The following is a 26,855-nucleotide window of genomic DNA, read 5'->3' as shown; positions in this document are numbered from 1 at the left end:
GCCGCGCCTATATGCGATAGCCGACGCAGAGAGAACCAGATTGGCATCATCGCTGACCAGCTTTTCCGACGAGGCCCGCATCGCGCTCGACACGATTGCGGGCCGCGCCACGGGGCTTTTCTCGCCGTCGCTGCGCCTGGGCGTCACCGGCCTGTCGAGAGCGGGAAAAACGGTGTTCATCTCGGCTTTCGTCCACAACCTGATCCATGGCGGCAGGCTGCCTCTGTTCCAGGCGCAGAAATCCGGCCGGATCGCGCGCTCCTTCCTCGAACATCAGCCGGACGACGCAGTGCCGCGCTTCCAGTACGAGGACCATATCGGCGCATTGGTGGACGAGCGCGTGTGGCCGGACTCGACGCGCGCGATTTCGGAACTCAGGCTGACGATCGAATACGAGACCGCTTCCGCCTGGGGCCGCATGTTTTCCGCCGGCAAGCTCTCTGTCGATATCGTCGATTATCCCGGCGAATGGCTGCTCGACCTGCCGTTGCTGGGCAAGTCCTATGACGATTTCTCGCGCGAGGCGCTGGAACTGGCGCTGCTGCCGGTGCGCGCCGACCTTTCGCAGCAATGGCGCGAGCTTTCCGCGGCCGTCGATCCGAAAGCCCCCGCGGACGAGATGACGGCGCGGCGGCTGGCCGAAAGCTTCGCCGCCTATCTGAAGGCCTGCAAAGAGGACGAGCGTGCTCTTTCCACCCTGCCGCCCGGGCGCTTCCTCATGCCGGGCGATCTCGAAGGCTCGCCGGCCCTTACCTTCGCGCCGCTTTCGGCACCGGCCGAGGGCCGCGCGCGGCCCGGTTCCCTGCACGCCATGATGGAACGGCGCTACGAGGCCTACAAGACGCATGTGGTGAAGCCGTTCTTCCGCGAGCATGTGGCGCGCCTTGACCGCCAGATCGTGCTGATCGACGCCTTGCAGGCCTTGAATGCCGGCCCCGGCGCCATGGCCGATCTGGAACGCGCCGTCACGGAAATCCTGGCGTGCTTCAGGCCCGGCCGCGGCAACATTCTCACCGATATTTTCTCGCGTCGCATCGACCGTATCCTGATCGCCGCGACCAAGGCCGACCATCTTCACCACGAAAGCCACGATCGGTTGCAGGCGATCGTGCGGCGGTTGGCGGACCGCGCCATCGCACGGGCGAGCTTTACCGGCGCCGACGTGGACGTGGTTGCCATGGCGGCGGTGCGCGCAACGCGCGAGGGCACGGTGAAGCAAGGGCGCGAGACGCTGCCGGTCATCATCGGCACGCCGCTGGCCGGCGAGCGCATCGGCGATGAACTGTTCGACGGGAATATGGAAACTGCCATATTTCCCGGTGACTTGCCGCAAAAAGCTGATGTCGTGTTCAAGGATTTCAGTGCCGCGCCGGAAGGCTCCCTGGCAGAACCGGCAATCCGCTTCGTGCGCTTCCGCCCGCCGAAGCTGGAACGCACCGCCGAAGGCGTTTCCCTCTCGCTGCCGCATATACGGCTGGACAGGGCCTTGCAGTTCCTGATCGGAGATCGACTGGCATGAGCGCACCGCGCAAGCCTGCTGCCTTCCGCATCGACCCGGAACCGGTAAACGTCGAGCCGGCACCCCGGCCCGAGCCCGCCGCCTCCCAGCGCAAACCGCGCGCGCTGAAACCCGCCGAGGCAGTCGTCGTCCAGGATGAAATCGACGTTTTCGCCGAACCGGATCTCGTCGCAGCCGAGCCGCCCCCGGCCACAGCACCGCACAAGCGCTCCGTACTGGGCAGCCTTTTCTTCGGCGCCCTCGGCGTGCTGGTGTCGCTCGCCGTCGGTCTCTGGACCGACCGGCTGATCCGCGACCTGTTCGAGCGCGCGCCATGGCTGGGTTGGCTGGCTGCCGGAATGGCCGCTCTCGCGGGATTGGCGCTGGTCGCCATCCTGGCGCGCGAATTCCTGGCGATCCGCCGGCTGGCGGAGGTCGAAAAGATGCAACGCCGCGCTCTCGACGCGGTCGCGCGCGACGATCCGAAGGCGGCGCGTGCGCTCGTCGGCGAGTTGTCCGACTTCGTGGCGAACAAGCCGCAGACGGCGGCGGGACGGCGCATGCTGGCAGAGACGCGCGGCGAAATCATAGACGGCCGCGACCTGCTCAAACTGGCGGAAACGGAAATCCTGGAACCGCTCGACGCGCGCGCCAAGGTGCTCATCCTGGATGCCGCCAAGCGCGTGTCGCTCGTCACCGCCGTCAGCCCGCGCGCGCTTGTCGACATCGCCTATGTGGTGTTCGAGGCCGGGCGACTGATCCGCCGCCTGTCGGAACTGTATGGCGGACGTCCGGGCACGCTGGGGTTCGTGCGCCTCGCGCGCAGCGTGCTGGCGCATCTGGCCGTTACCGGCTCGATCGCCGTCGGCGACAGTTTCGTCCAGCAGGTGGTCGGCCACGGACTGGCGGCGCGCCTGTCCGCAAAGCTGGGCGAAGGGGTGGTCAACGGCATGATGACGGCACGCATCGGCATCGCCGCGATGGAGACGACGCGGCCCCTGCCCTTCATCGCGGTGAAGCGCCCGGGGCTCGGCGACTTCATGTCGGCGCTGACCGCCTATGCGACGCGCAAGCGCGACGATCCCGACGCCACGAATGCCTGATCCGGCCTGCGTAACCATGCCGCAGTGACGAACCATTAACCATTCTTGTTCATGGTCGGCCCGGGTTCTTCCTCTTGTCCCTGTCGCTGGGTGCCGCTCATGAAAAGCATGATCCTGTCCGCCGTATTGCCTTTCGCGATCGCCGCCACCACGCCGGCAGGCATGGTCGCCAGCGCCGCCGCCGGCGAGCACGACGGCGATTTCTTCCATTCGGTCGAAGGCAACTGGACCGGGCCGGGCGAGATCGTGGCGGGGAAATACAAGGGCACGAAGTTCACCTGCAACTTCGTCGGCTCGACGCCCGCCGGCAAGATCGGAATGTCGCTGGACGGCGGCTGCCGCGTCGGCCTGTTCAGCCAGCAAATGTCCGCGTCGGTGGAACGCAAGGGCCGCGGCTACAAGGGCAGCTTCATGGGCGGCTCCAGCGGGAACGGCCTGGACATCATCTCCGGAAACGTGGTCGATGCCCGCAAGGTGGTCTTCGCGATCAACCGCAAGCAGCTTCGCGGCGTGATGCAGGCTCGCGTGCCGGACGGCAATTCAATGATCGTCACGGTTTCGGTCAAGGTCGAGGACCAGATGGTGCCGGTGATCGGAATGAACCTGAAACGGGTGGACGGCGTCGCGGTCGGGGCGATCGCAAAGAACTGACCCTGCACCACGCAAAAAAGGCTGCCGGCGGCAGCCTTTTGATCAATCTTTTTGCCGCGAACCCCGACATAACCACCGCGCAGATTTGGCGGATAGCGCCTGTCTGGCGCGGGTTTGGACGCCCGATCAGCCCTTGATGGCGGCGATGACCTCGTCATAGGCCTTGCAGGCCTCCGCCGGCGTGGAAGCGCCCTGATATTTATTGGTCACGTCCTGCACCTTGGTCATCAGTTCGGTCGCCTTCGACGGATCCTTGGTGACCGCTTCCTGGACGGCCGTGGTCATTTCCTGGGCCTTCTTGGCAAGCTCTTCGCTCGTGCATTCCGGAGCCTTCGAGCAGGCGGAACCGGCAAGCGCGGCAAGGCCTGTGGCAAGCAACAAAAATTTCTTCACGTTCAATATCCCTCGATCGACAACCAGCCCCGTCGCCCGAAACATGCAAGTCCTAGTCTCGTTCAGGTGGCAGCGGCAACCAGCGCGCGCACAACCCACAGCTTTATTCGGATGTCCTCGGCGGCGTTGCGACAGGCCGGCGTGCTTGCGAGACGGGTTGTTATGCCACCCCTGCCGGCCCTATCTTGGAACGACCCGCAACATCCGAACTTCCCGGAAGGTAATGCATGGCCGCCGAAGCCGCTGGCAGCGATCTCACACAGATAGTGGCGCTCCTGGCGGCGGGCGTGGTCGCGGTGCCGATCTTCAAGCGGGCGGGACTGGGCTCCATCCTCGGCTATCTGGCCGCCGGCCTCGTCATCGGGCCGTTCGGGTTGCGCGTCTTTTCCGATCCGCAGGCCATATTGCACGTCGCCGAACTGGGCGTCGTCATGTTCCTGTTCATCATCGGGCTGGAAATGCAGCCCTCGCGGCTATGGAGCATGCGCGGCGAGATATTCGGGCTCGGCACGCTGCAGGTCGGCCTGTGCGCCGCGCTGCTGACGCTGGCCGGACGGCTGGGCGGCTTCTCCTGGCCGCAATCCTTCGTCGGCGGCGCCGGCTTCGTGCTGACGTCCACCGCCATCGTGATGCAGCTTCTCGAGGAGCGCGGCGATATCGCGACGCCCAGGGGCCAGCGCATGGTGTCGATCCTCCTGTTCGAGGACCTGATGATCGTTCCCTTGCTCGCGCTGGTCGCGTTCCTCGCTCCCGGCGGCGAAGAAACCAGCCTTTCGCAGCGCTTCGCAGAGGTCGGGATCGGGGTCGCCGCGATTGCGGGGCTCATCCTTGCCGGCCGCTACCTGCTCAATCCCTTCTTCCGCATCCTCGCCGACGCGCGGGCGCGCGAGGTCATGACCGCTGCCGCATTGCTCGTGGTGCTCGGCTCGGCGCTGGCCATGCAACTGTCCGGCCTGTCGATGGCGATGGGCGCGTTCCTGGCGGGCGTGATGCTTTCCGAATCGACCTTCCGCCACCAGCTGGAAGCCGACATCGAGCCGTTCCGCGGCATATTGCTCGGCCTGTTCTTCCTGGCCGTCGGCATGTCGCTCGACCTCAGGGTAGTCGTGGAGAACTGGCAGCTCGTGGGCCTCTATGTCGTGGTCTACATGGTCACCAAGGCGTGCGGCATCTATGTCGTCGCCCGCTTGCTCAGGAGCCGCCACCAGGAGGCGCTGGAGCGCGCCGTGCTGATGGCGCAGGGCGGCGAATTCGCCTTCGTGCTGTATTCCGCCGCCGCCGTGGTCGGCATCATCGACGGCCGGGCGAACTCGATCCTGACCGCCATCATCATCCTGTCCATGGTGCTGACGCCTTTGGCGATGGCCGCATTGCGGCGCCTGACGCCAAGGGACGAGCAGTCGCTGGCCGAGGTGGACATGGCGGAAGGCCTGACCGGTTCCGTGCTCATCATCGGCTTCGGACGGTTCGGCCAGATCGTCAGCCAGCCGCTGCTTCTGCGCGGCGTGGACGTATCGATCATCGACAACGACGTGGAGATGATCCAGGCGGCCGCCGATTTCGGTTTCAAGGTCTATTATGGCGACGGCACGCGGCTGGACATCCTGCACGCCGCCGGCGCGGGGCGTGCGCGGGCCGTGCTGATTTGCGTGGACAAGGCTGAAACCGCCGTGCGCATAGCGGAGCTCGTCAAGGCGGAGTTTCCGCTCGTCATCCTGTTCGCCCGCGCCTATGACCGCGGCACCGCGCTGCAACTCATCCATGCCGGCGCGGACTACCAGTTGCGCGAGACTTTCGAATCGGCGCTGGTCTTCGGCGGCTCCACGCTGGAAGCGCTCGGCGTCGATCCCGAGGAAGTAGCTGAAGTGATCGAAGACGTCCGGCGTCGGGATGCCGCACGCCTCGATCTCCAGCTTGCCGGCGACATCCGCGACGGCCGCAACTTCCTTAAAGGCAATATCGCCACGCCGGTGCCCGCCCCGCTCGCCCAGCCGCGCCATACAGGGCGGGCCTTGAGCGAGGAAACGGCCGGAATGCTCAGACCCCAGCAGAACAGGACAGGTGCCTCATGACGCAACCCGACAAAACAGCCCTCGCCGTCACCGGTTTCTGGCGCGAAGCGGGGCGCGACGCCTGGTTCAGCAAGAGCGATGCCTTCGACGACGAATTCCGGAGCCGCTTCCTCGACCTGCACTACAGGGCCGCCAGGCGCGAACTGGATGACTGGATCGCCCACCCCGAAAGCACGCTGGCGCTGATGATCCTCCTCGACCAGTTCCCGCGCAACTGCTTCCGCGGCACCGGCCACATGTTCGCGACAGACCCGCTGGCACGGCATTTCGCGGTGAAGGCGATCGAGGCCGGTCACGACCTGGCGGTGGAGACGGAAGTCCGGGTGTTCTTCTACCTGCCTTTCGAGCACTCGGAGGACCTGGCCGATCAGGAGCGGTCCGTCGAGCTCCACCAGGCAAATGCCGTGGAGGAGCTGGAATACGCCGTCGGGCATCGGGACATCATCGCGCGTTTCGGCCGCTTCCCGCACCGCAATCGGGCGCTCGGGCGCGAGACCACGCCGGAAGAACAGGCCTTCCTGGATGGCGGCGGATTTGCCGGCTGAGGCCGGAGCGTTTCGTGGCTACACGGAACTATGAAACGCCCTACGCAGCCGGCGAGTTGGAATTGCCGGTCGGCCCGTCGTGCCACCAGTCCCGTCCTGAGGGCAGCTTCTCGATGCCGGCAACGTCCATCTCCGCCAGCCTCTGCGAAACGCTGTAGCCGACCACGATCAGGTCCGGCGCGATTTCCGCCAGCGGCGCGAGCACGAAGGCGCGGTCGAGCATGCGCGGATGCGGCACGTCCAAGCCGACTTCCTGGATGGCGCGCTCGCCAAACATCAGGATATCGACATCGATCAGCCTCGGTCCCCAGCGCTCCTCGCGGACACGCTTCAGCCGTTTCTCGATGCCCAGGCAAAGGTCGAGCAGGCCGCGCGGCGACAGCGTCGTGCTCAGTTCGGCAGCGGCGTTGAGGAAATCCGGCTGGTCGAGCTTGCCCCATGGCGGCGTGCGATAGAGCGACGACACGGACACGACCGTGGTGCCGGCGTCGTCGTCCAGCATGCGCAAGGCAGTGGCCATGGACGCGGCCGGATCGCCGAGATTTCCGCCAAGGCTGACGAAAACCCTGCTAGTGCGTGACTTACTGGGGCCAGACAACTGTCACCTCGACATGGTCGAGCACGCCGCGCACGGGTGCATTGGGCTTGCGCACGGTGATCTCGGCCGTGACGATCTGTGGGAACCGCTCCGCCAGCGCCTTGCCGACCTCCAGTGCCAGCGACTCGATCAGGAAACGGCGGGCCCCCGTGATGATCTTCTCGATGACCTCGAACGCCACGCCGTAGTCTACCGTGGCGGCGATCGCGTCGTCCTCCAGCGCGCGCAGCGGCTCGACCGTCAGTTCGGCGTCCACGTAGAAGCGCTGTCCAAGCGTTTCCTCCTCGTCCAGCACTCCATGCCGGGCGAAGAAGGCGCAATTCTTCATTCGAATCTTGTACATCAAGGAAATTCCCGCTCGGCGGTCTGGCGCGCCAGCATAGCATCGGCGATGGCCAGGGCATCCGCATTGGTTGCGACATCATGGACGCGAAAAAGGTCCGCGCCCTTCAATCTCAGTATGACACTGGTGGCGGCGGTGCCGGCTGCCCTGTCGGCCGCCTCGCGCCCCGTGACGGTGCCGATGAAGCGCTTGCGCGAGGTGCCGACGCCCAGCGGGAAGCCAAGCGCGTGCATTTCCTCGAAGCGCGCCATCAGGTCGAGATTCTTTTCCGCCGTTTCCTTGGCGAAGCCGAAACCCGGATCGAGCATGATGCGATCGTCGGCGACGCCTGCCGCGCGGGCGATCTCGACGGATTTTTTGAGGAAGAAGAACTGGTCCTCGATCACGTCAGGCAGGATTTCGCGGCCGCGACCGGTATGCATGATGACCAGCCCGGCCCCTGTTTCCGCCGCGACGCGTGCGATTCCCGGCTCCCTTTGAAGGCCCCAGACGTCGTTGACGATATGGGCGCCCGCGGCAACAGCCAGCCTGGCGGTCTCTTCGCGGTAGGTATCGACCGAGATCAGCGTCTCGCCCGAGCGGGACAAGGCTTCGATCACCGGCAAGACCCGGTCCTGCTCCTGAGCGGCGCTCACCGGCTCCCCACCGGGGCGGGTCGATTCGCCGCCGACATCGATAATCGCAGCTCCCTCGCGCATCATCCTGCGGGCCTGTTCCATGGCAATGTCGGGCGCGTCGAACTGCCCGCCGTCGGAGAAACTGTCCGGTGTGACGTTGAGGATGCCCATCACCACGGCCTTTCCGCCCAGGTCGATGTGGCGGCCATGCGCCAACTGCCATCGTCTCATCATCATTGCCGGCCATCCATTGGCACATTCGGACGAATGGTGCCCGGATTTTCCGTTGCGCCGGCAAGGGCCCTAACGCAAGGTGAAACCGGAGGCAACAGAATGAAACGTCCCCTGCTCTGCATTTTTGCTCTGATGACGGTCGCATACCCGGCCGAAGCGCTGACGCTGGTCAAGAGCTACAGCTATTTCAACACCGGAGGACGCACGCTGGACCAGATCCAGGACGAACTGACCACGCGCGGACCGCAGGTCAAAACCACGGGCTTGCGCCACCCCGGCGCCACGCAGATGAAATTCACCACCCGCGTCGGCTATTCGCAGCAGCCGGACTCGTGCCGCATCGTTTCAGCCGACGTCACCGTCAAGACCCATGTGATCCTGCCGAGATGGCGGCCACGCGGAAAGGTCGGGCCGGACGTGCGGTTCTTCTGGGACACGCTTTCGGCCGACATCAAGCGGCACGAGGAGCGCCATGTCGAGATCGCCAAGAACTACGGCAGGGAGCTGGAGAACGCGCTGAAGGCGACATGGCCGCAAAAGACATGCGAGGCCGCGGCCGCCAAGGCGCGCCAGATCAGCGCCGCGGTGCTCGCCAGACACGACAAGGCGCAAGCCGATTTCGACCGTGTCGAACTGGTCAATTTCGAAAGCCGCATCCTGCGGCTGATGCACTACCGGCTGGAAAGGATGCAGGCCGCCCGGCAGCAGCAGGGATAAGCGCCTCGCTGGACCATTCAAGTTTCCGGCATCCGGCAGGTGGCATTCTCGACAGGCTTGCGCCGCTCTGCTATTTCCCGCGCCGCTGTTTCAAGGAAACGCAGGCCGGTTGGTAGTCCGGCAGTCCCGCCAAGGGACCCGAAGCCCGCATCTCGCGAGCCCACAGCCAGACCAATCCATCGGACTGTTTTTGGACGCCTTTTGCGCCATTTTCGGTCGAAGCGATACGGCAAGCGGAAAGACAATGGACAAGCCCGTCACACAGGAAGCGGCGCATGGCACGGCCGTGCCGGCAATCAGCGAAAGCGAGAAGAACGCCATCATCGGCGGCGTGCTGTTGTCGATGCTTTTGGCCGCGCTCGACCAGACCATCGTCGCTCCGGCGATGCCGACCATAGCGGCGGCGCTCGGACACGCCCAATATCTTCCCTGGATCGTGACGGCGTACCTGCTGACCGCCACCGCCATGGCCCCGCTCTACGGCAAGATCTCCGACGTATATGGGCGCCGGCCGACCATCTATGCCGCAATCCTGATCTTTCTCGCCGGCTCCCTGATCAGCGCGCTGGCGCCGAACATGCTGGTCCTGATCATCGGCCGCGCCGTGCAGGGCCTCGGCGGCGGCGGCCTGTTCGCGCTGTCGCAGACGGTGATCGGCGATCTGGTGCCGCCGCGGGAAAGAGCCCGCTACGCCGCGTGGATATCCGGCACCTGGGCGGTCGCCAGCGTGGCTGGTCCGCTTCTCGGCGGCACGTTCGCGGAGCACCTGCACTGGTCTCTGATCTTCTGGATCAACCTGCCGCTGGGCATCCTGGCCATGGCCATCATAAACAATCCGCTGAGGAAGCTGCCGGTCGTCGCCCACAAGCACCGCATCGACGGCTGGGGCGCGGTGCTGCTGGTGATCGCCACGGCGCTGCTGTTGCTGGCGCTCAACTGGGGCGGCGGCACCTATGCCTGGACCTCCCCTGAAATCCTCGGGCTGATCGGGCTTTCGGCGCTGTTCTGGGCCGGTTTCGCATTGCGCGTCATGCGTGCCGACGAGCCGCTGATCTCGCTGGAGGTGCTCGGCAACCGCATCGTGCTTTGCGGCACGCTCTCCATGTTCCTGCTGCAGGCCGCCAATATCGGACTTGCCGTCTACCTGCCGGTCTATCTCCAATCCTATATCGGACTGAGCGCCGCCGAATCGGGCATCGCCATGCTCGGCCTGCTTCTTGGCACAGTCTTCGGCGCGACGATGAGCGGACGCATGGTGGCGCATGTCGTGCACTACAAGCGGATCGCCCTCTACGGCGTCGCCTTCGCCATCGCCGCACTCGCGATCATGGCCTATGTCGCCGGAAACGCTTCACTGCTTGTCGTGGAAGTGCTGACGACCTGCATCGGCATCGGAACCGGCACCACGTTCCCGGTCGCAACCGTATCCGTGCAGAACGCGGTGGACCGCATGCATCTGGGCGTCGCGACCGGAATGCTGACCTTCCTGCGCTCGCTGGGCGCCGCGCTCGGCGTGGCGCTGCTGGGCGCGGTGGCGCTGGCCTATCACCTGCCGCTGATGGGCGAAGGCGTGCAGGTCACCACCCTGCTGACTTCGGCCGCGCCCTTCGCCATGATTTTCCTGGTCTGCGTCGCGATGCTGGTCGCCGCGCTGGCAACGTTCGGGCTGATGCCGGAAAAGCCGTTGCGCGGCAGCCATCAGGCCGAACCGCCCGTGCTGGTGGAGTGAGCGAAGAGACTTTGGGTCCGAGAAGGCTACGAAGACGCCGCAGGCTCAGCCCTGGCGCTCGGGCACGCGCACGACCAGCCCGTCGAGTTCGTCGCGCACCCTGATCTGGCACGACAGGCGCGAATTCGGCTGCACCTCATAGGCGAAATCGAGCATGTCCTCTTCCATCGCCTCCGGCTCGCCGACGATTTCGGTCCAGGCCTCGTCCACATAAACGTGGCAGGTCGCGCAGGCGCAGGCGCCGCCGCATTCCGCCTCGATACCGGGAACGGCGTTGCGTATGGCGTTCTCCATGACGGTCGAGCCGTTCTCGGCGTCCACGTCGAAGCGAGTGCCGTCGAAGGCGATGTAGGTCAGCTTGGTCATTCCGTCACCTGAAGGGGAGATCACCGACCGAGATAATCACTCGCGCGGACAAGTCAACTGCCGCGCAAAAACGCCGTCGCATGGCGTTTTCGAGAAAACGCCGGAGCAGCAGGCGCGCTGGCGACATGCGCTCCACAACTCCAGCCTGGTTTCCAGGCCGCGTCCATGCAGCGGCGGACGATTCCCTGCGGCTAACGATCGATCGTGGCAATGAAGTCCCGCAGTTGCCCGATCAGCAAACCAAGCCGATCGAGATGACCTTCGTCGTGCGGATTCTCCTCCGCGCGAGCGGCCCATTCCGCGATGGCGAAAGCGCCCACGCCGCGCGCGGCCCCCTTCAGATTGTGCGCCAGCAGGAGGCGCTGCCTGGCATCGCATCCCGCCATGCTGTCCCGCACCGAGATCGCCTGCTGCACGAACAGCTCCAGCACCTCGCGCGCGAGGTCCCGGTCATCCATGGTCTGCCGTGCGAGATGTTCCAGATCGAGCGGCCGAGGCGAAGCCGATCCACATTTTTCTGCACCGTTTATGGAAAACGCCGCATCGTCCTCATCATGCATCTGCCAACTCCCTGCGGGCCGCCTGGCGAGCCGTGAAGCTAATGAAATCCGATGGATAGGGAGTTAACGTGAGGTTGCGAAAAATCTGCAGCGGGCCCGCGAAACTCACGGCCCCGTTAACCGTATATTTAAACTTTTACGTATGCCGCCGAATGCATGTTTTCTTTACCCCCCTGTGTCATTACGATACGAGGGTCCGATTTTCAGCCTCAGGCGCGGGGCATCAAGCTAAAATAATAGGTTCCGCAGCAGCCAGTACAGGGTAGCGAAGGCATGGCGAAGAAATCCATTACAAACAAGACGCTGGACAGCGAAGTCGCTCGCGAACTCGAAGAGGCGCTCGACCTCGATCTCGGCATGGCCGAGGGAGGCGATCTGGATATCGCCGCTTCCATGGAAGACCTGGAAGCGCAGATATCGCAGGCTGCGGACGAACTGGCGCGGGCCGGAAAAGGCGCCGCACCTGTTTCGAATCAGGCCACCTCCGAGCCGGCGCCGCAGTCCAAGCTCGGACTTCGCCCTGCCGAGACCAACGGCAACAACGCCCAGCCCGCCGGCTTCTCGCCCGCCAACAATGCCCAGCCTGCCGGCTTCTCGCCTGCCAACAACGCCCAGCCTGCAGGCTTCTCGCCTGCCAACGACGACCGCCAGAAAGACTACCGCACCCTGCTGCACGGCCTGAACCGCCGCGGTTCCAACACCATCTATTGGGTGGTGGCCTTCGTTTCCATCGCCTGGATCGCCGGCGCCGTCGCTCTGGCGAACCTGATTTTCGGCTCCGGCATCTGGAGCACCCGTTCGATCGACCAGCTCCTCGGCCGACCCGAACTGATCGGCATGGCCGTCGCGACGGTCGTCCCGCTGATCCTGTTCTGGGCCTTCGCGATCATGGTCCGCCGCGCGCAGGACATGCGCCTCGCCGCCCAATCCATGACCGAGGTCGCCTTCCGCCTGGCGGAGCCGGAAAACCTCGCGCAGGACCGCGTGATGATGATCGGCCAGGCCGTGCGCCGCGAAGTGGCCGCCATGGGCGAAGGCATCGAGCGCACGCTGGCGCGCGCCGTCGAGCTGGAAACCCTCGTCCATAGCGAGGTGAGCCAGCTCGAACGCTCTTATTCCGACAACGAAGCCCGTATCCGCACGCTGGTGGACGGCCTCGGCAACGAGCGCGAGGCCGTGGTCGGCCATGCCGAGCGCGTGCGCGCTTCCATCGCCGGTGCGCACGAGACGCTGCGCGACGAGATCAACTCGGCCGGCGACATGATTCGCGAGAACATCCTCGGCGCCTCCACCAAGCTGTCGATGACGATCACCAATTCCGGCGACACGCTGATCGACCGGATCAACGAAAGCTCGATGTCGATCTTCGATTCGGTCGAAAGCCGTCTCGATTCGATCACCGAACGGCTTTCGACCTCCGGCGAAGCCTTCGCCAGCCTGCTCGACACGCGCATCGCCAAGCTGACCGATTCCACCGAGGGCCTGACCCGGTCGCTGACCGAATTGCTGGACGACCGCACGGCAGGCATGGTTTCGCTGCTCGGCGGCGCCGCGCGCTCGCTGAGCGCCGAGTTCGAGACGAGCCTGACCGGCATCGAGCGCACGCTGGCCGAACGCGGCCAGGCGCTGATAAGCCAGTTCGAGACGCGCGCCGAGGCGCTGGACACCGGCACCCAGAAGCTCAATGCCGCGCTCGAGGCGCGTGCCCGCCAGATCAACGAGACGCTGGTCGATCGCGCCCGCGAGATCGCCGACGCCTTCACCCAGGGCAAGGACACCTTCGCGACCCTGATCGACGAAGGGCGCTCGCGCCTGAACGCCGACGTCGCCGAGATGGTCACCTCCACCTCCGCCATGCTCGAAGCCCATGCGAGCGATTTCGCCGGGCGCATGGAAGCGGCCAGCCAGACCGCTTCGCGTGCGTTCGACGCCGATATCCAGCGTCTTTCCGACGCGCGTCTCGGCATCGAGGAAGCCGTCCAGAACCACAGCCGCGAACTGGCCGAAAGCCGCGAGCGCATGGCAGCGGCCATGCACGAGGATCTCGCCCGCTTTGCCGAGGGCCGCTCCGAGATCGATGCCGCCGTCTCCGGACAGGTGCAGAAGCTGTCGGAAGGCCGCGACCTCATCGCACGCGCGCTGGAAGAAGACCTGCGCAAGGTCAACGAAACCCGCGCGGCAATCGACGCCTCGCTCAGCAGCCATCTCGAGCGGCTGGAAGAAGGCCGCGCGCGCCTTGCCGACGCGCTCAGCCACGACTCCGAAAAGCTCGTCCAAGCCCGCACGATGATTGACGAAATGGTCGCCGGCCATGTCGGCAAGCTGGCTGAGGGTCGCAATATATTGTCGCGTGCGCTCGATGCCGACCTCGGCAAGATCGCGGAGAGCCGTTCGGGCATCGACGGGCTGGTCGCCGGTCAGGTCGAGAAGATCGCCGAGGGCCGCGCCCTCCTCGCCCGCGCCCTGGAAGCCGATGTCGACCGCATCCGCGCGCTGATGGAGGAGCACTCCGTCCGGCTGTCGGAGGACCGCGGGGAACTGGGCCGTACGCTCGAGACCGATCTGGCCAACATCCGGCAGGCGGTGGAGAACCATTCGAGCCGGTTGTCCGAGGAACGCGGCCTGCTTTCCCAGACGCTGGAATCCGATCTCGCCAAGCTGGCCGAGAGCCGCTCCAGCATCGACGGGCTGGTCGCCGGTCAGGTCGAGAAGCTGGCCGAAGGCCGCGACATCCTCAAGCGCGCCCTGGAATCGGACCTCGGCACCATCAAGGATACGCTTTCCGAGCAGTCGCAGCGCCTGATCGACGACCGCGCGCAGTTCGCGCGTGTGCTCGAAGGCGATCTCCAGAGCATCAACGAACTCGTCCACAGCCACATGGAGAGGCTGTCGGCCGATCGCTCCACCCTCGCAAGGGCGCTGGAAGACGATCTCGCCAAGCTGGCAGAGAGCCGGTCCAGCATCGACGGGCTGGTCGCCGGCCAGGTCGAGAAACTGGCCGAGGGCCGCGACATCCTCAAGCGCGCCCTGGAAAACGACCTCAACACCATTCAGGACGCGATTTCCGAACAGTCGCGCAAGCTCACGGAAGACCGCGAGCAGTTCTCCCGTGCGCTCGAGGACGACTTCCGCAACGTCAGCCAGTTGGTCAGCGGCCATAGCGAAAAGCTGATTTCCGATCGCTCCCTGCTTTCCCAGGCCCTGCAGGACGATCTCGCCAAGCTGGCCGAGAGCCGTTCCAGCATCGACGGGCTGGTTGCCGGCCAGGTCGAGAAACTGGCCGAAGGCCGCGACATCCTCAAGCGCGCCCTGGAAGACGATCTCGCAAAGCTCGCAGAGAGCCGCCAGAGCATCGACGGGCTGGTTGCCGGCCAGGTCGAGAAGCTCGCCGAAGGCCGCGACGTCCTCAAGCGCGCACTGGAGAACGACCTCAACGTCATTTCGGAGGCGGTTCAGGACCAGTCGAGCAGGCTGACCGAGCAACAGGAGAAATTCTCCCAGTCGCTGCGTAGCGATCTCGACAACGTCAACACGGTCGTCCGGAGCCATATGGACCGGCTGACGGATGACCGCGCCACGCTGTCCAAGGCGCTGGAAGACGATCTCGCCAAGCTCGCCGAAAGCCGCCAGAGCATCGACGGGCTGGTTGCCGGCCAGGTCGAGAAGCTGGCCGAGGGCCGCGACATCCTCAAGCGTGCCCTGGAAAACGACCTCAACACCATCCAGAACACGGTGTCCGAGCAGTCGCGCCGGCTGGTGGAGGATCGTGCGCAGTTCTCGCGCGCGCTGGACGAAGACCTTCGCAGCGTCAATGAGCTCGTCAGCGGGCATGGCGAAAAGCTGGCTGCCGAACGGTCAAGCCTGTCCAAGGCGCTCGAGGAAGACATCGCCAAGCTCGCCGAAAGCCGGGCGGGTATCGACGGGCTGGTCGCCGGTCAGGTCGAGAAGCTGGCCGAGGGCCGCGATATCCTCAGGCGGGCCCTTGAAGCGGACCTGGCGAAGATCGCGGAAAGCCGCGGCGGCATCGACACGGTGATCGCCGACCACGTCGGCAAGCTTGCCGAAGGCCGCAACATGCTGACGCAGGCGCTGCAGGACGATCTCGGCCGCCTCACCGAGGCGCGCCGCGACATCGACACGGCCGTGAGCGGCCACATCGAGCAGATCGCGGCCAGCAGCTCGCGCATCTCGGACGCGATCACGTCCGACATCGGCCGTATCGAGGACGCGTTCGGCCGTCAGACCGGGATCATCGAGGAGCGCGCCGGCACCATGGAACGCGCGCTCTCGGCCGGTGTCGACAATATCCGCGGCGCCCTGGAGCGCAGCGCCGTCTTCGTGGCCGGACAGCTGCGCGACAAGGTGATGGAAGTCACCGCCGCCCTGCACGAGCAGGCGGGCGCGGCCTTCAGCGACGCCGACCGGAAGATCGCCGAGCGTGCCGAACAGACCTCCGCAGCGCTTCTGGCGCGCGCCGAAGATATCGCGCGCGCCTTCGAGGAAGCCGACGGCCGGCTTGCCGCCCGCGCTGAGGACAACTCCAACCTCCTGCTTGCCCGCGCCGAGGAGAGCGCCGAGAAGCTGTCCGGCCGCGCCAGGGAGATCGCATCGACCTTCGACGAGGCCGACCAGCAACTGGTGGCCCGCGCGACCGAAACCGCCCGGTCACTGGCCGAGCGCGCCGGCGACATCCTGCGCAACTTCGAGGACGCCGACCAGAAGCTCGGCGCCCGCATCGGCGAATCGGCCGAGGCGCTGGCGGCCCGGGCGAGCGATCTCGGCCGCATCTTCGACCAGGCCGAACAGCATCTTGCCGCGCGCATCGCCGAAGGTGCGGAAAGCCTCACCACGCGCGCCTCGGAGATCAGCCGCGTGTTCGACGACGCCGATGGGCGCCTGGTTTCGCGCATCGCCGAAAGCGCTGCGGCGCTCGACGGCCACACCGACCGTATCGTCGGCGCTTTCGCCGACACCGAGCAGCGCGTGGCCGAACGCGTGCGCATGACGGGCGAACAGCTCGCCACCCACGCCCGCGACATCGAGCAGACGCTGACCGGCGCCGACGAGCGGCTGGCTTCCAGCGCCGCTGCGGCGGCCGCACGCGTCGAAGAGCACGTCTCCGGCGCGGAAAGCCGTTTCGCCCAGTCCGCCGAGGCGATGACGCAGAAACTCGGCGAGCACATCGCGCAGGCCGAGAACCAGCTGACCTCGCGCGCCAATACCATTGCGGAAACCTTCGCCGCAGTGGGCCAGCATGTCGGCCAGAGCACCAACGAGGCGGCCAAGAGCATCGGCGCCAACACGCGCGAACTCAACTCCATGCTGGCGGCGCGTTCGGCGGAACTGTCGAAGATTCTCGATGAAACCGCGCGGCCGCTGGTCGACCGCTTCGCCGACGGCGGGGCGGAGCTGCAGCGCAGCATGGAAGAGGCGACGAACCGCGCCACCGAGAAGCTGCGCCAGGAGAATGCGAACCTGGTCGATGCGCTCGCCAGCCGCACCGCAGAAACCCTGTCCGCCGTGGATGGAGCCCGCTCCACCCTGGCGCAGAGCGTCACCGACCTCATCGGCCGTATGTCCAGCTCCAGCGTTCAGCTCAACGAGCTGATCGAGAAGGCGGCCACCAACCTCAGCCAGGTCGAAGGGCAGCTCACCGGCAGCACGCAGAGCTTCGCCGCCACGACCGAGAAGGCCGCGCAGACCTTTGCGAGCTCGGCAAGGCTGGTCGATTCCAACACCTCCCGCCTCACCGAACTCTCTTCGGCGACACTGCGCGAAGTGGCCTCGATCGCGACCCGCTTCGACAAGCACAGCAGGCTGCTGGCCAGCGCCTCGGAACTGCTGTCCTCCGCCCAGAGCAACCTCGAGCATACGCTGGAGCGGCAGTCCTCGCTGGACGATCTGGCCGTCGGCCTGGTGAAGAAGTCGGAAGAGCTGGAGAAGGTCATGCGTTCCTTCGAGGGCCTCGTCGGCAAGACGCTCCAGAATGCGGAAGGCAAGACGATCGAGTCGGCCGAAAAGATCCGCAGTTCGATCGCGGAGGCCATCGATTCCGCCACCAAGCGCTTCGCCGACGCGACGGACGAGATGCGGCGTACAGCAAGTTCCATCAAGAGCGAACTGGACATCACCCGCGCCGAGCTGAAGAAGGGCGTGGTGGAAATGCCGGAAGAGGCGAAAGAATCGACCACCGCGATCCGTCGCGCGGTCTCCGAGCAGATCAACGCGCTCAAGGAGCTGTCGGCCATCGTCGCCAAGTCGGGCCGCGCGGTGGATGTTTCGGAGCCCCGCAACCTGCGCCCTGCTCCGCAGCCAGCTCCGCGCGCGCAGGAACCCGCGCCGGTGTCCCAGCCGCAACGCGCGCCGCAGAGCCCGGCTCCGGCTTCACCGGAGATGAACCTGCGCGGTTCGCTCGACACCGCGACCGAGGCTCCGTTGCGGCCGCGCGAGGCCGGCCAGCGTCCGCAGCAGGGTGCATGGGTACGCGACCTGTTGAGCGGTGCGTCGCGCGACGAGGCCGCACGGCCTGCGTCCAGCGACGCGCCGAAGCCGACGCCGGTGCAGCGTTCGCCGCTGCACGTCGTGGAATCGCTGAACTCGCTGTCGGTCGATATCGCCCGCGCGATAGACCACGAGGCGTCCATCGAGCTGTGGAACCGCTATCGGCGTGGCGAGCGTGACGTGTTCACGCGCCGGCTCTACACGCTGAAGGGCCAGCAGACATTCGACGAAATCCGCCGCAAATATCAGGCCGAGGCGGAATTCCGCGCCGCCGTGGACCGCTATTGCGACGACTTCGAGAAGCTGTTGAAGGATGTGTCGCGCAACGACCGCGACAACATCATGACGCAGACCTATCTGTCGTCCGACACCGGCAAGGTCTACACCATGCTGGCGCATGCCAGCGGGCGCCTGCGGTAGGGCATTTCGCAGAGAAACAAAAAGGCGGGAGAATTTCTCCCGCCTTTTTCATGGCCTATGCGGTGTTCCTTCCGCGATGGAGCGGGGCGCGGGAGCATTTCGCAGCGGTCGGCATCGCCTGACGGCGGCAGATGCGGTCAGGCGCGAATGGCCAGAACAACCGACAATGCGGCTCTTCGGTGCCGCTCGCTCAGATCGTGGAATCCGTCCAGCGAACGATGTCCTTCGCAGCCTGTCCGAAGGCCGCGTCCAGCGCTGCGACATAGGCCGCATTGCCCGCGCCCGATACCGGCGCGCTTGCGGTGAAGGAACGCTGCGCGCGCACCTCGCCGTTGCGATCGTTGAGCAGCCGCACGAACAGCTCGACCTCCGCGCGCTCGCCGCCGTTGCCGGCCAGCACCCCGAAGGCGCGGATATCGGTGATGACCTGATAGTCGATCGCCAGCCCCTCGCCCGGCTTGCCGACGCCCGCGAAGCTGCCGGAGCGCTGGAAGGTTTCGGTGAGCCTCGCCTGCACGATCAGCGGCAGCCTGTCGGCCCATTGCGCGCCCTTGAGGTACTGGATCGAGCGCGCGCCCGTCTTGATGACGATGTTCTGGCTGTCGAGCGCCTTCAGCGCGGAAGGCTGGGCGATGAGGATCTGCCGGCGGCTGTGGCCCTGGGCCGAAACCGTGGCCGCCGAAAGCTCGAACGTATCGAGCGGCGCCGGGCCGCCGCCGGGCAGTGCCGCGCATCCCGCAATGGCGAGGGTCAGCATCGCCGCTCCACAACCGGATATGATGGATTTCACGCGCGATCCCCGTTCCTACGCAAATCCTGTAGCCGCCACCGTTGCGGCGGTCCGTTTTCTTGCGGCGCGCGATGCCGCATGTCAACTGCAGGTAGCGGAGCCGACGTCACCGTCTCGCCCGTCCGTCGAACTGGCGCACTTCCCCGGCTCCGCCCGAAATGATGCGCTGCGGGTTGCGCTGGAAGTCCGATACGGCCTCCTCGATGCGGTTGACCGAGCGGCGGCTGTCCTGCACCAGCGCCTCGATATTCTTCAGGCCCTGCCCGGAGAAACGGGAGATATTGTCGGTGATGGTGCCGAGCCGTGCATTCAGCGTATCGGCCACCTGCTTGAAGGATTTCAGGGTAGCCCTGGCATCGGCCATCACGCCGTTGGTCTCGTCGGAGCCGAGCAGCTTGTCGACCTTGGCGAGTATCCCGTCCACGCGCACCGAAGCGTCGTTGAGGCGCTGCGAGAGTTGCTGGGCGTTCTTGATGGTCTGGTCGATGTCGCCGGAGCGGTTGCTGACCTTTTCCGTGATCTTTGCGATGTCGGCGGCGGCTTTGTCGGCGCTGGCGCTGGCCTGCCTGATATTGGCGAGCGCCTCGCGCACGTCGGACGGATCGACGCTGTCGAGCACGCCGTTGACCCTGGCCAGCGTTCCCTGCGTGCTTTTGGCGAAATCGTTGATCGAACCGACCGCCGTGTTGACGTTGGCGACCACGTCGTCGAACTGCTTGCTCGTCTGCTTGAGGTTGCCGGTGACCGTGTCGATATTGGCCACGATCTCCCTCACCTTGTCCTTGTCGACGGCCTTGAGCAGGCCCTCGGCCGCCTTGAGCGTGCCGTCCAGCTTGCCTGAAACGCCTTGCAGTTCCCCGGCAAGGGCGCTGACGCTGGCGAGGAACTTGTCCACGCCGTCGGAATTCCGCGCGAGCGCCTCCGAGAATTTCTGGGCGTTCTGGACGGTCTGCGTCAACGGTCCGCGCACGTCCTGCGTGAAGCCTTCCAACTGCGAAATCACCTTGTCGGCGCGCGTGAAGATGTCCTGCGCCGTTTCCAGCAGGTTGGTGACCGCCGACGGGTTGGCGACGATCTCGGCCACCTTGCCCTGGGCCTCGGCCTCGTCGAGCAGCTTCGGCTCCTTCGGATTGGCGCCCTTCAGCTCGATATTGGCCTGACCGGTCAGGCCGGCGAGGCCGATGTCGGCCTGGGTCGACTTGGTGATGGGCGTCAGCCGGTCGATCTCGGTGTCGGCGATGGCAACGGTCGGGTTGGTGACGTCGATATAGACGCGGCGGACATCACCCACCTTGACGCCGTTGAACAGCACGAAGCTGCCGCGGCCGAGCCCCGAGGCCGAGCCGGGTATGCGCACGCGCAACATCGTCGTTTCGCCCCGTTCGCCGACCCCGGACGTCCAATAGACGAAGCCGAAGGCCGCAAGAATGGCGACCAGCGTAAAAATCCCGACGATGACGTAGTTGGCTCTCGTTTCCATCGTTCACTTATCGCTAGTGGCGGCTTTCCAGATCAAGCTGGCGGGCGCGTTTGCCCCTGAAATAGGCCTTCACCCAAGGTTCCTCGCTCTTGAGCATGTCCTCGATCGTGCCTTCGATCAGCACTTTCTTGTTTCCCAGCACGGCCACGCGGTCGCAGGTCGTGAACAGCGAATCGAGATCGTGCGTAACCATGTAGACCGTCAGTCCCATCGTGTCGCGAAGCTTGATGACCAGTTCGTCGAACTCCGCCGCGCTGATCGGATCGAGGCCCGAAGTCGGCTCGTCCAGAAACAGGATGTCGGGATCGAGCGCGAGCGCGCGCGCCAAGGCCGCTCGCTTGATCATGCCGCCGGACAATTCTGACGGGAACTTCGCGGCATCGTCGGCCGACAGCCCGACCAGTTCGATCTTCAGCAGGGCGAGTTCGTCCATCAGTTTTTTCGGCAGATCGAGATATTCCCGCATCGGGACCTGGATGTTCTCCAGCACTGTCAGCGCCGAGAACAGCGCGCCCTGCTGGAACAGCACGCCCAACCGCATATCGACGGCGACCTTCTCGGCGTCGTTCGCCTTGCCCACATCGACGCCGAAAATCCTGATCGTGCCGGAACGCTTCTCCGTAAGCCCCAGTATCGTGCGCAGAAGCACCGACTTGCCGCCGCCCGAGGCGCCGACGAAGCCGAGAATCTCCCCGCGCTTCACGTCCAGCGACAAATGCTCCAGCACCGTGCGGTCGCCGAAGGCGACGGTGACGTCGTGCACCGACAAGACGGTTTCGTCCTTTTGGCTCCCCTCCTGCGTCTCGGGCTGCTTTTCCACCGCCGCCATGTCAGAACCCTATCGCGGCGTAGAAGATAGCGAACAGCCCGTCGAGGATGATGACCACGAAGATCGACTTCACCACCGAAGCGGTGACGTGGAGGCCGAGCGATTCGGCGCTGCCGCCCACCTTCATGCCTTCGACGGACGCTATGATACCGATGATGATGGCCATGAACGGCGCCTTGATCAGGCCGGCGAAAATGGTGCTGAGGTCGATGGCGGCGCGCAGCCGATCCAGGAAGGCGGCCGGCGGAATGCCGGAATAGAGGTCCGCGGCCAGCATACCGCCGCCCAGCGCAGCGAAATTGGCCAATATGGTCAGGCACGGCAGCGCCACGACCAGCGCGACAAGCCGCGGGAACACGAGCACGCCTATCGGGTTCAGGCCGATGACCTTTAGCGCATCGACTTCCTCGCGCATCTTCATTGAGCCGATCTCGGCGGTGATGGCGCTGCCCGAGCGGCCCGCGATCATGATCGCGGTCATGAGCACGCCCAGTTCGCGCAGGACCAGCACGCCCACCAGGTCGACCACGAAAATGTCGGCGCCGAAATAGCGCAACTGGTAGGCGCCCTGCTGCGCCACGATGGCGCCGACGATCAGCGACATCAGCGACACCACCGGGATGGCGCCCACCCCCATCCGGTCGATCTGGTTGAAGATCGCCGCCGGATTGATCGCATGGCCGCGGCCGAGCTTCATCTGCGCGCCGCCTATGGTCGCGCCCAGTATGTTCATGGCCGCGATGAAGTCGTCGCACATGCTGTAGACGCCGCGCCCGATGGCCTCCAGCCCCCGGATGACGATGTTCGGCGCAAGGGCGGGCCTGGCGTCGGTGTTGCGGCCGGTGGCTTCGCCGACCGCGTCCAGCAACGTCGCGGCGATCTTGCTCTGGCCCTGGATCGTGACCTCGACGCCGCGCTTCTCATTGACCTCGATCAGGCGTTCGATCAGCCAGGCGCCTGCGGTGTCCATGCGGCCGACCTGCGAAAGATCGAGCGCCAGGCGCTTGTGGCCGCCGCGCCGCTCTATGGCGCGCATCTCGGCGTCGACCGTTGCCACCCTTCGGGTCGTCCAGTTGCCGGAGAAGGCACAGCCGAGAAGATCGCCCTCCTCGCCAACGGCGACACGCGGCTGCTGGTCGTCGCGGGCGGCGGCCTTGCTGCTTGCGTCCTGTTTGCCGATGGTCAACATGGCGTCCTGTTTAGCCCGGCAGGCACAGGCTGTCGATTTCGACAAACCCCGTCTACCCCATTGTCGGAGAAGAAAAATATGACGCGTGTCATTTCGGTTGAAACCGAACGGTTTCCCATAGCTGGCGTCTTCACCATTTCACGCGGCTCCAAGACCGAAGCCGAGGTCATAAGCTGCATGATTCGCGAAAACGGCAACGCCGGGCGCGGCGAATGCGTTCCCTATCGCCGCTATGGCGAGACGATCGAGGGCGTGGCGGCGGCCATCGAATCCATGCGCGCGCGGCTGGAGGCCGGCATGACGCGTTCGGAGCTTCTGCAGGCCATGCCCGGCGGCGCGGCCCGGAACGCCATCGACTGCGCGCTCTGGGACCTCGAAGCCAAGGCGAGCGGCGTTTCCGTGGCGGAACGCCTGCGCCTCAGCCCGCGCCCGCTCGAAACCGCCTATACGCTGTCCCTCGGCGAGCCTGAAGCCATGGCCCGTCAGGCGCGCGACAACGCCTTCCGGCCGCTGCTCAAGGTCAAGCTGGGCGGCGGAAACGACATCGCGCGACTGAGGGCGGTGCGGCAGGCCGCGCCGCGCAGCCGCATCATCGTCGATGCCAACGAAGGCTGGAGCGAGCGCGACATCGTGGCCAACATGGCGGCCGCCGCCGAGTTGGGGGTGGCTCTCATCGAACAGCCCCTGCCCGCCGGACAGGACGGGATGCTGCGCGACATTGCGCATCCGGTGCCCATATGCGCCGACGAAAGCGTGCATGAGGCAAAGGACCTCGACCGGCTCACGGGGCTTTACGAGGCCGTCAACATCAAGCTGGACAAGGCCGGAGGCCTGACCGCGGCGCTGCTGTTGCGCGATCGCGCGCGCGAACTCGGCTTCGCCGTCATGGTGGGCTGCATGGTGGGCACCTCGCTCGCCATGGCGCCGGCCGTTCTGCTGGCGCAGGGGGCCGATTTCGTGGACCTCGACGGTCCGCTCCTGCTCGCAAGGGACCGGGAGCCCGGCCTCGTCTACGAAGGTTCGCTGGTTTCAGCGCCGACGCCGACGCTTTGGGGCTGAGCGCGCCGCAAGCCAGATCAGCCCCAGGCCGACCAGCGCCACCGGCACCATGGCGTAGAAACCATCGACGCCGAAGCGGTCGTAGAGCGGCCCCGATACCAGGGTGACGCCGGCCATGCTGACGCCGTTGGCAAAATAGGCGATGCCCTGCGCGGCACCGGTCTGCTCGTCCGGCACGGTTTCGCCGATCATCTTCTGCAGGCCGATCAGGATCAGCGCCGTGGAGACCGAGTGCAGCGCCTGCACGCCGAAGAAGCCCGCCATGCCGAGCCCGAGCGGCCACACCAGCGGATAGGCGATCCACCGCACCACCGCGCCTATGCCGGCCATGACCATGACCGAGACGACGGAAAACCTTCCGAACAGCCGGTTGAAGGCGACGAACATGCAGACTTCGCACACGACGCCGAACGCCCACAGCAGCCCGACCGTCGAATCGCCGAGGCCGACCGATTTCCAGTAGATCGACGCAAAGCCGTACAGAAAGCCGTGGCTGCCGATGATGACGCCCGCGCCCGTGGCGAAGCAGAGAAAATAGGCATTGAGCAGCTTGGGCGCCTTGTCCTGGATGTCGGCGGCCGAAAGCGGGGAAGCCAGCCGGGGCGGACCGAGACGCGGCGCGAAGACCGCCGCCGCCAGCGCCAGGCAGAAGGACAGGAAAAGAATCGATGGCACCGCGCCGGACCCCGTGGCCGCCAGGATGAAGCCGCCGGCGAGATTGGCGCACAGGAAGGAGATCGACCCCCAGATGCGCATCGCAGGGTAGTTCGAGCCGAAGCGGCGCACGCCCGAGAGCGCCAGCGAATCGGCAATGGGCGAATGCGGCGTCCACACCACCGCGAGCACCAGCGAGACGGCCAATACCGTCGCATAGCTCGGTTCCAGGAAATAGCCGGCCGAAGCAAGCACGGAGGCGGCCACCAGCGCGATATAGACGTCGGCGCGGTCCCGAGCCTTGTCCGCCAATGCCGTGAACAGCGGCGTCGTCGCGACGCGCAGGAACATCGGCGCGGAGAGGATGATGGCGATCTTCTCCGGATCGAACCCCTTCGCCTCGAGCCAGACGGGAAAGTAAGGCAGGTAAATGCCGTTGGGCACCAGAAGCGTGAAGAACAGCGCGGACATGCGCGGCTCGAACAGGCGCGGCTTGATCTTCCGTTCTGGCGATAGAGGCGGCAGGCGCATCCGTGGCGATCCGTCGGCGCGGATCGGACGGCTGAACTCCGCGCACGCAGCCGCCATAACATGGCTGTCTACGGTGCGATACTGGCTGGACCAGTCGATTTACGTGCAGAGCGGGCTCAAGCCGCCTCGGAGATGCGCGTTCCGATTGCCGGCGCCACCGGAATGCCGAGCAAGGGCGGCCGCTGCGGCAGGACGTGCGGCCAATGCAGGATCTCTATCCGGCCGTCGAAGTGCTCGACCGCCGCGGTGCAGCTTTCCACCCAGTCGCCGGTGTTGATGTACTGCACATCGCCGAAGACGGCGTTCGCCGCATGATGGATGTGTCCGCAGACCACGCCGTCCACCTTGCAGCGGCGCGCCTCTTCCGCCAGCACCTCTTCGAAGGCGCCGATGAAGTTCACCGCCTTCTTCACCTTGACCTTGGCCCAGGACGAGAACGACCAGTAGGGCATGCCGAACAACTGGCGGAAACGCCCGATCACGCGGTTGACGAACATCGCGGCGTCGTAGGCATAGTCGCCGAAATAGGCCAGCCAGCGCACGTTGTGGACGACGGTGTCGAACTGGTCGCCGTGGATGACCAGAAATCGCCGACCGTCCGCCGTTTCATGGATGGCGCGGTCGGCCACGACGATGCCGCCGAAATGCACGCCCTGGAACTGGCGCGCGAATTCGTCATGATTGCCGGCGATATAGGTGACGCGGGCGCCTTTGCGCGCCTTGCGCAGCAGTTTCTGCACCACGTCGTTATGGCTTTGCGGCCAATGCCAGTTTCGCCGCAGACGCCAGCCGTCGACGATATCGCCGACCAGATAGACGGTGTCGGCATCGTGATGGCGCAGGAAATCGATCAGGAACTCTGCCTTCGCCGCCCGCGAGCCGAGATGGACGTCGGAAATGAAGATGCTGCGGAATATGCGGGGTTCGGGGCCGGGCATCGCGTTCTCGCCTTTCATGCCCTCGCCTATGCCCAGATTCATGCAACAGCCATATGACGGTTGCGGTCCGCCCGGCGACGGGAGTAAGCCAGCAGGAAACGCACAGGAGTATTTCGACATGGATCTCGGCATCCGCGGCAGGAAGGCCATCATCTGCGCCTCGAGCAAGGGGCTGGGGCGCGGTTGCGCCGCCGCGCTGGCCGAAGCCGGCTGCGACATCGTCGTGAACGGCCGCAATGCCGAACTGCTGGCAGGCACGGCAGCCGAACTGCGGCAGGCATACGGGGTAAAGGTCACCGAAGTTCCCGGAGATGTCTCAAGGCCCGATATCCAGGCGGCGCTGCTGGCCGCCTGCCCGGAGCCTGACATCCTGGTCAACAACAATGGCGGCCCGCCCTTCCGCGACTTCCGCGAACTCGACCGCGCTAAGATCCTGGAAGGCGTCACTAACAACATGGTGACGCCGATCGAGCTGGTCCAGGCCGTGGTCGACGGCATGGCGGCGCGCGGCTTCGGCCGCATCGTCAACATCACCTCGCTGTCGGTCTATACGCCTATTCCCAGGCTCGACCTGTCCTCGGGCGCGCGTGCCGGGCTGACCTCGTTCCTCGCCGGGGTAGCGCGCACCGTGGCCGACCGGAACGTCACCATCAACAACCTGCTGCCCGGCAAGCTGGACACCGACCGGCTGCGCGGCCCGCACGAGGCCGGAACCGTGGAAGACCCGAAGGCGGCCGCGGAGCGCAAGGCCCGCATCAGCGCCGACGTGCCGGCAAAGAGGCTCGGCACGCCGGAGGAATTCGGCCAGATCTGCGCCTTCCTGTGTTCGGTCTATGCGGGCTACATCACCGGCCAGAATATCCCCGTGGACGGCGGTCTCTACGTCAGCGCGTTCTGACCTGCGGCCAAACGCCTGATACACTTCAGCAGCTTTCTCAGGCAAGCTGCTGATAATTTTCTATTTTCCGTAACATTGGCATGGTCATGCGAGGCGGCGCTTTCCCGCGTCGAAAAAACGTTTTGGCGTGCTAAAAGGGT

General features: G+C 65.5%; 22 protein-coding genes. 10 read left to right on the top strand and 12 right to left on the bottom strand.

Going from position 1 to position 26,855, the window contains the following annotated elements:
- The first annotated feature begins 40 nt into the window (after positions 1-40).
- From QU595_RS07030 to QU595_RS07020, 3 genes are all read left to right on the top strand, one after another.
- Entirely contained in the window at positions 41-1,519 is a 1,479-nt protein-coding gene (locus QU595_RS07030; protein ID WP_315920115.1) for a YcjX family protein, read from the top strand.
- Positions 1,516-2,601 (top strand): TIGR01620 family protein, encoded by a 1,086-nt coding sequence (locus QU595_RS07025; RefSeq protein ID WP_315920114.1) that lies wholly within the window; start codon positions 1,516-1,518, stop codon positions 2,599-2,601. Before QU595_RS07030 ends, QU595_RS07025 begins: the two co-directional genes overlap by 4 nt.
- 99 nt (positions 2,602-2,700) lie before the next feature.
- On the top strand, positions 2,701-3,252 hold the full coding sequence (locus QU595_RS07020) for a hypothetical protein (RefSeq protein ID WP_315920112.1): 552 nt from the start codon (positions 2,701-2,703) through the stop codon (positions 3,250-3,252).
- Between the two features lie 126 nt (positions 3,253-3,378).
- Here QU595_RS07020 and QU595_RS07015 read toward each other — a convergent pair whose 3' ends face one another.
- Positions 3,379-3,645 (bottom strand): hypothetical protein, encoded by a 267-nt coding sequence (locus tag QU595_RS07015; RefSeq protein ID WP_315920110.1) that lies wholly within the window; start codon positions 3,643-3,645, stop codon positions 3,379-3,381.
- 227 nt (positions 3,646-3,872) lie between these two features.
- Between QU595_RS07015 and QU595_RS07010 the strand changes: the two genes are divergently transcribed.
- Together QU595_RS07010 and QU595_RS07005 are read left to right on the top strand one after the other, a co-directional pair.
- Positions 3,873-5,717 (top strand): monovalent cation:proton antiporter-2 (CPA2) family protein, encoded by a 1,845-nt coding sequence (locus QU595_RS07010; protein ID WP_315920109.1) that lies wholly within the window; start codon positions 3,873-3,875, stop codon positions 5,715-5,717.
- A complete protein-coding gene (locus tag QU595_RS07005) occupies positions 5,714-6,262 on the top strand; it encodes a DUF924 family protein (RefSeq protein WP_315920107.1) in 549 nt (182 codons plus the stop codon). Before QU595_RS07010 ends, QU595_RS07005 begins: the two co-directional genes overlap by 4 nt.
- Positions 6,263-6,302: 40 nt before the next feature.
- Here the strand turns inward: QU595_RS07005 and folK are convergent, their stop codons facing one another.
- The 3 genes from folK to folP are packed head-to-tail and all read right to left on the bottom strand — an operon-like array spanning position 6,303 to position 8,057.
- Positions 6,303-6,860: a 2-amino-4-hydroxy-6-hydroxymethyldihydropteridine diphosphokinase gene (gene folK, locus QU595_RS07000; protein ID WP_315920106.1), complete on the bottom strand. Its 558-nt coding sequence runs from the start codon at positions 6,858-6,860 to the stop codon at positions 6,303-6,305.
- Positions 6,844-7,203, bottom strand: a complete 360-nt coding sequence (gene folB / locus QU595_RS06995) for a dihydroneopterin aldolase (RefSeq protein ID WP_315920104.1) — start codon at positions 7,201-7,203, stop codon at positions 6,844-6,846. The genes folK and folB overlap by 17 nt, the downstream gene beginning before the upstream one ends.
- Positions 7,203-8,057, bottom strand: a complete 855-nt coding sequence (gene folP, locus QU595_RS06990; protein ID WP_315920103.1) for a dihydropteroate synthase — start codon at positions 8,055-8,057, stop codon at positions 7,203-7,205. The genes folB and folP overlap by 1 nt, the downstream gene beginning before the upstream one ends.
- 96 nt (positions 8,058-8,153) lie before the next feature.
- Here folP and QU595_RS06985 point away from each other — a divergent pair, with 96 nt between their 5' ends.
- Together QU595_RS06985 and QU595_RS06980 are read left to right on the top strand one after the other, a co-directional pair.
- Positions 8,154-8,771 (top strand): DUF922 domain-containing Zn-dependent protease, encoded by a 618-nt coding sequence (locus tag QU595_RS06985; protein ID WP_315920102.1) that lies wholly within the window; start codon positions 8,154-8,156, stop codon positions 8,769-8,771.
- Positions 8,772-9,015: 244 nt separating this feature from the next.
- Positions 9,016-10,500 carry an MDR family MFS transporter gene (locus tag QU595_RS06980; protein ID WP_315920101.1) on the top strand — a complete coding sequence of 495 codons (1,485 nt, stop codon included), beginning with the start codon at positions 9,016-9,018 and terminating at the stop codon, positions 10,498-10,500.
- A gap of 45 nt (positions 10,501-10,545) precedes the next feature.
- On the opposite strand, the gene QU595_RS06975 is transcribed toward QU595_RS06980, so the two are convergent.
- Both QU595_RS06975 and QU595_RS06970 read right to left on the bottom strand, forming a co-directional pair.
- A complete protein-coding gene (locus tag QU595_RS06975) occupies positions 10,546-10,866 on the bottom strand; it encodes a 2Fe-2S iron-sulfur cluster-binding protein (RefSeq protein WP_315920100.1) in 321 nt (106 codons plus the stop codon).
- A 191-nt stretch (positions 10,867-11,057) separates the two neighbouring features.
- Positions 11,058-11,426 carry an Hpt domain-containing protein gene (locus tag QU595_RS06970; RefSeq protein ID WP_315920098.1) on the bottom strand — a complete coding sequence of 123 codons (369 nt, stop codon included), beginning with the start codon at positions 11,424-11,426 and terminating at the stop codon, positions 11,058-11,060.
- 273 nt (positions 11,427-11,699) lie between these two features.
- Here QU595_RS06970 and QU595_RS06965 point away from each other — a divergent pair, with 273 nt between their 5' ends.
- Positions 11,700-18,347, top strand: coding sequence for a kinesin (locus QU595_RS06965; RefSeq protein ID WP_315920096.1), 6,648 nt, complete (start codon positions 11,700-11,702; stop codon positions 18,345-18,347).
- Between the two features lie 190 nt (positions 18,348-18,537).
- On the opposite strand, the gene QU595_RS06960 is transcribed toward QU595_RS06965, so the two are convergent.
- The 4 genes from QU595_RS06960 to QU595_RS06945 all read right to left on the bottom strand — a co-directional run bounded on the left by QU595_RS06960 (position 18,538) and on the right by QU595_RS06945 (position 22,635).
- Positions 18,538-19,104, bottom strand: a complete 567-nt coding sequence (locus tag QU595_RS06960) for an ABC-type transport auxiliary lipoprotein family protein (RefSeq protein ID WP_315920753.1) — start codon at positions 19,102-19,104, stop codon at positions 18,538-18,540.
- A 139-nt stretch (positions 19,105-19,243) separates the two neighbouring features.
- Positions 19,244-20,617: an MlaD family protein gene (locus QU595_RS06955; RefSeq protein ID WP_315920094.1), complete on the bottom strand. Its 1,374-nt coding sequence runs from the start codon at positions 20,615-20,617 to the stop codon at positions 19,244-19,246.
- Between the two features lie 13 nt (positions 20,618-20,630).
- Positions 20,631-21,446, bottom strand: a complete 816-nt coding sequence (locus QU595_RS06950) for an ABC transporter ATP-binding protein (protein ID WP_315920092.1) — start codon at positions 21,444-21,446, stop codon at positions 20,631-20,633.
- 1 nt (position 21,447) lies between these two features.
- Positions 21,448-22,635 carry an ABC transporter permease gene (locus tag QU595_RS06945; RefSeq protein WP_315920091.1) on the bottom strand — a complete coding sequence of 396 codons (1,188 nt, stop codon included), beginning with the start codon at positions 22,633-22,635 and terminating at the stop codon, positions 21,448-21,450.
- 78 nt (positions 22,636-22,713) lie between these two features.
- Here QU595_RS06945 and dgcA point away from each other — a divergent pair, with 78 nt between their 5' ends.
- A complete protein-coding gene (gene dgcA / locus QU595_RS06940) occupies positions 22,714-23,694 on the top strand; it encodes an N-acetyl-D-Glu racemase DgcA (RefSeq protein ID WP_315920090.1) in 981 nt (326 codons plus the stop codon).
- Here the strand turns inward: dgcA and QU595_RS06935 are convergent.
- Positions 23,665-24,879: an MFS transporter gene (locus QU595_RS06935; RefSeq protein ID WP_315920089.1), complete on the bottom strand. Its 1,215-nt coding sequence runs from the start codon at positions 24,877-24,879 to the stop codon at positions 23,665-23,667. The two genes, dgcA and QU595_RS06935, sit on opposite strands and share 30 nt — an antisense overlap.
- Positions 24,880-24,995: 116 nt before the next feature.
- On the bottom strand, positions 24,996-25,817 hold the full coding sequence (locus QU595_RS06930; RefSeq protein WP_315920751.1) for a UDP-2,3-diacylglucosamine diphosphatase: 822 nt from the start codon (positions 25,815-25,817) through the stop codon (positions 24,996-24,998).
- 118 nt (positions 25,818-25,935) lie between these two features.
- Here QU595_RS06930 and QU595_RS06925 point away from each other — a divergent pair, with 118 nt between their 5' ends.
- Positions 25,936-26,715: an SDR family oxidoreductase gene (locus tag QU595_RS06925; protein WP_315920087.1), complete on the top strand. Its 780-nt coding sequence runs from the start codon at positions 25,936-25,938 to the stop codon at positions 26,713-26,715.
- The last annotated feature ends 140 nt before the right edge of the window (positions 26,716-26,855 follow it).

The sequence above is a fragment of the Mesorhizobium sp. SP-1A genome, assembly GCF_032460275.1.
Taxonomy (GTDB): Bacteria; Pseudomonadota; Alphaproteobacteria; order Rhizobiales; family Rhizobiaceae; genus Mesorhizobium.
This window is presented reverse-complemented; position numbering and strand designations above follow the sequence as displayed.

What these genes read in the sequence shown, in the direction of transcription:
- QU595_RS07025 (WP_315920114.1), top strand. Translation starts at nt 1,516, where the DNA reads ATGAGCGCACCGCGCAAGCCTGCTGCCTTCCGCATCGACCCGGAACCG.
- QU595_RS07020 (WP_315920112.1), top strand. Translation starts at nt 2,701, where the DNA reads ATGAAAAGCATGATCCTGTCCGCCGTATTGCCTTTCGCGATCGCCGCC.
- QU595_RS07010 (WP_315920109.1), top strand. Translation starts at nt 3,873, where the DNA reads ATGGCCGCCGAAGCCGCTGGCAGCGATCTCACACAGATAGTGGCGCTC.
- QU595_RS07005 (WP_315920107.1), top strand. Translation starts at nt 5,714, where the DNA reads ATGACGCAACCCGACAAAACAGCCCTCGCCGTCACCGGTTTCTGGCGC.
- folB (WP_315920104.1), bottom strand. Translation starts at nt 7,203, where the DNA reads ATGTACAAGATTCGAATGAAGAATTGCGCCTTCTTCGCCCGGCATGGA.
- folP (WP_315920103.1), bottom strand. Translation starts at nt 8,057, where the DNA reads ATGATGATGAGACGATGGCAGTTGGCGCATGGCCGCCACATCGACCTG.
- QU595_RS06985 (WP_315920102.1), top strand. Translation starts at nt 8,154, where the DNA reads ATGAAACGTCCCCTGCTCTGCATTTTTGCTCTGATGACGGTCGCATAC.
- QU595_RS06980 (WP_315920101.1), top strand. Translation starts at nt 9,016, where the DNA reads ATGGACAAGCCCGTCACACAGGAAGCGGCGCATGGCACGGCCGTGCCG.
- QU595_RS06975 (WP_315920100.1), bottom strand. Translation starts at nt 10,866, where the DNA reads ATGACCAAGCTGACCTACATCGCCTTCGACGGCACTCGCTTCGACGTG.
- QU595_RS06970 (WP_315920098.1), bottom strand. Translation starts at nt 11,426, where the DNA reads ATGCATGATGAGGACGATGCGGCGTTTTCCATAAACGGTGCAGAAAAA.
- QU595_RS06965 (WP_315920096.1), top strand. Translation starts at nt 11,700, where the DNA reads ATGGCGAAGAAATCCATTACAAACAAGACGCTGGACAGCGAAGTCGCT.
- QU595_RS06960 (WP_315920753.1), bottom strand. Translation starts at nt 19,104, where the DNA reads ATGCTGACCCTCGCCATTGCGGGATGCGCGGCACTGCCCGGCGGCGGC.
- QU595_RS06955 (WP_315920094.1), bottom strand. Translation starts at nt 20,617, where the DNA reads ATGGAAACGAGAGCCAACTACGTCATCGTCGGGATTTTTACGCTGGTC.
- QU595_RS06950 (WP_315920092.1), bottom strand. Translation starts at nt 21,446, where the DNA reads ATGGCGGCGGTGGAAAAGCAGCCCGAGACGCAGGAGGGGAGCCAAAAG.
- QU595_RS06945 (WP_315920091.1), bottom strand. Translation starts at nt 22,635, where the DNA reads ATGTTGACCATCGGCAAACAGGACGCAAGCAGCAAGGCCGCCGCCCGC.
- dgcA (WP_315920090.1), top strand. Translation starts at nt 22,714, where the DNA reads ATGACGCGTGTCATTTCGGTTGAAACCGAACGGTTTCCCATAGCTGGC.
- QU595_RS06935 (WP_315920089.1), bottom strand. Translation starts at nt 24,879, where the DNA reads ATGCGCCTGCCGCCTCTATCGCCAGAACGGAAGATCAAGCCGCGCCTG.
- QU595_RS06930 (WP_315920751.1), bottom strand. Translation starts at nt 25,817, where the DNA reads ATGCCCGGCCCCGAACCCCGCATATTCCGCAGCATCTTCATTTCCGAC.
- QU595_RS06925 (WP_315920087.1), top strand. Translation starts at nt 25,936, where the DNA reads ATGGATCTCGGCATCCGCGGCAGGAAGGCCATCATCTGCGCCTCGAGC.